The organism is Pseudomonas sp. Eth.TT006 (genome assembly GCF_054456575.1).
Window position 1 is genome coordinate 1 of the sequence record NZ_JBTJEN010000036.1, and the last position, 3,219, is coordinate 3,219.

Sequence of the window (3,219 nt, forward strand, 5' to 3'; positions counted from 1 at the left end):
GGGTACCGAACCGTGGCCAGTTGGCCGCGCTTCAGCAAATTGGGTATGTGACAGCTTTCGGTGTTTTGCAAGCGTCGAACTTTCGGTTCGTTTCGTCTTCACACACCGCAATCTGGTCTCTTTCGTTTTTTCAACTAGGAGCATCAAATTGCTTGGGTGTTATATGGTCAAGCCTCACGGGCAATTAGTATTGGTTAGCTCAACGCCTCACAGCGCTTACACACCCAACCTATCAACGTCGTAGTCTTCGACGGCCCTTCAGGGAACTCAAGGTTCCAGTGAGATCTCATCTTGAGGCAAGTTTCCCGCTTAGATGCTTTCAGCGGTTATCTTTCCCGAACATAGCTACCCGGCAATGCCACTGGCGTGACAACCGGAACACCAGAGGTTCGTCCACTCCGGTCCTCTCGTACTAGGAGCAGCCCCTCTCAAATCTCAAACGTCCACGGCAGATAGGGACCGAACTGTCTCACGACGTTCTAAACCCAGCTCGCGTACCACTTTAAATGGCGAACAGCCATACCCTTGGGACCGGCTTCAGCCCCAGGATGTGATGAGCCGACATCGAGGTGCCAAACACCGCCGTCGATATGAACTCTTGGGCGGTATCAGCCTGTTATCCCCGGAGTACCTTTTATCCGTTGAGCGATGGCCCTTCCATACAGAACCACCGGATCACTAAGACCTACTTTCGTACCTGCTCGACGTGTCTGTCTCGCAGTCAAGCGCGCTTTTGCCTTTATACTCTACGACCGATTTCCGACCGGTCTGAGCGCACCTTCGTACTCCTCCGTTACTCTTTAGGAGGAGACCGCCCCAGTCAAACTACCCACCATACACTGTCCTCGATCCGGATAACGGACCTGAGTTAGAACCTCAAAGTTGCCAGGGTGGTATTTCAAGGATGGCTCCACGCGAACTGGCGTCCACGCTTCAAAGCCTCCCACCTATCCTACACAAGCAAATTCAAAGTCCAGTGCAAAGCTATAGTAAAGGTTCACGGGGTCTTTCCGTCTAGCCGCGGATACACTGCATCTTCACAGCGATTTCAATTTCACTGAGTCTCGGGTGGAGACAGCGCCGCCATCGTTACGCCATTCGTGCAGGTCGGAACTTACCCGACAAGGAATTTCGCTACCTTAGGACCGTTATAGTTACGGCCGCCGTTTACCGGGGCTTCGATCAAGAGCTTCGCGTTAGCTAACCCCATCAATTAACCTTCCGGCACCGGGCAGGCGTCACACCCTATACGTCCACTTTCGTGTTTGCAGAGTGCTGTGTTTTTAATAAACAGTCGCAGCGGCCTGGTATCTTCGACCGGCATGAGCTTACGGAGCAAGTCCTTCACCCTCACCGGCGCACCTTCTCCCGAAGTTACGGTGCCATTTTGCCTAGTTCCTTCACCCGAGTTCTCTCAAGCGCCTTGGTATTCTCTACCCAACCACCTGTGTCGGTTTGGGGTACGGTTCCTGGTTACCTGAAGCTTAGAAGCTTTTCTTGGAAGCATGGCATCAACCACTTCGTCACCCAAAGGGTAACTCGTCATCAGCTCTCGGCCTTAAGATCCCGGATTTACCTAAGATCTCAGCCTACCACCTTAAACTTGGACAACCAACGCCAAGCTGGCCTAGCCTTCTCCGTCCCTCCATCGCAATAACCAGAAGTACAGGAATATTAACCTGTTTTCCATCGACTACGCTTTTCAGCCTCGCCTTAGGGACCGACTAACCCTGCGTCGATTAACGTTGCGCAGGAAACCTTGGTCTTTCGGCGTGGGTGTTTTTCACACCCATTGTCGTTACTCATGTCAGCATTCGCACTTCTGATACCTCCAGCAAGCTTCTCAACTCACCTTCACAGGCTTACAGAACGCTCCTCTACCGCATCACTTGCGTGATACCCGTAGCTTCGGTGTATGGTTTGAGCCCCGTTACATCTTCCGCGCAGGCCGACTCGACTAGTGAGCTATTACGCTTTCTTTAAAGGGTGGCTGCTTCTAAGCCAACCTCCTAGCTGTCTAAGCCTTCCCACATCGTTTCCCACTTAACCATAACTTTGGGACCTTAGCTGACGGTCTGGGTTGTTTCCCTTTTCACGACGGACGTTAGCACCCGCCGTGTGTCTCCCATGCTCGGCACTTGTAGGTATTCGGAGTTTGCATCGGTTTGGTAAGTCGGGATGACCCCCTAGCCGAAACAGTGCTCTACCCCCTACAGTGATACATGAGGCGCTACCTAAATAGCTTTCGAGGAGAACCAGCTATCTCCGAGCTTGATTAGCCTTTCACTCCGATCCACAGGTCATCCGCTAACTTTTCAACGGTAGTCGGTTCGGTCCTCCAGTCAGTGTTACCTAACCTTCAACCTGCCCATGGATAGATCGCCCGGTTTCGGGTCTATTCCCAGCGACTAGACGCCCTATTAAGACTCGCTTTCGCTACGCCTCCCCTATTCGGTTAAGCTCGCCACTGAAAATAAGTCGCTGACCCATTATACAAAAGGTACGCAGTCACCCAACAAAGTGGGCTCCCACTGCTTGTACGCATACGGTTTCAGGATCTATTTCACTCCCCTCTCCGGGGTTCTTTTCGCCTTTCCCTCACGGTACTAGTTCACTATCGGTCAGTCAGTAGTATTTAGCCTTGGAGGATGGTCCCCCCATATTCAGACAAAGTTTCTCGTGCTCCGTCCTACTCGATTTCATGACCAAGAGATTTTCGCGTACAGGGCTATCACCCACTATGGCCGCACTTTCCAGAGCGTTCCGCTAATCTCAAAGCCACTTAAGGGCTAGTCCCCGTTCGCTCGCCACTACTAAGGGAATCTCGGTTGATTTCTTTTCCTCAGGGTACTTAGATGTTTCAGTTCCCCTGGTTCGCCTCTTGCACCTATGTATTCAGTACAAGATAACCATCTTGTGATGGCTGGGTTCCCCCATTCAGACATCTCCGGATCAAAGTCTGTTTGCCGACTCCCCGAAGCTTTTCGCAGGCTACCACGTCTTTCATCGCCTCTGACTGCCAAGGCATCCACCGTATGCGCTTCTTCACTTGACCATATAACCCCAAGCAATCTGGTTATACTGTGAAGACGACATTCGCCGAAAATTCGAATTTCTCAACTAAGAGAACTCACAAATTTTACCTTAGCCTGATCCGTTACCAGTGAAAGTAACGTTCAGTCTATCTTTCTATCACATACCCAAATTTTTAAAGAACGA

Annotated in this window: 1 rRNA gene; it reads right to left on the bottom strand. The window is 51.3% G+C overall.

Going from position 1 to position 3,219, the window contains the following annotated elements:
- Positions 1-163: 163 nt before the first annotated feature.
- Positions 164-3,055: ribosomal RNA gene (locus ACXR0M_RS27195) — 23S ribosomal RNA — on the bottom strand.
- Positions 3,056-3,219 lie beyond the last annotated feature (164 nt).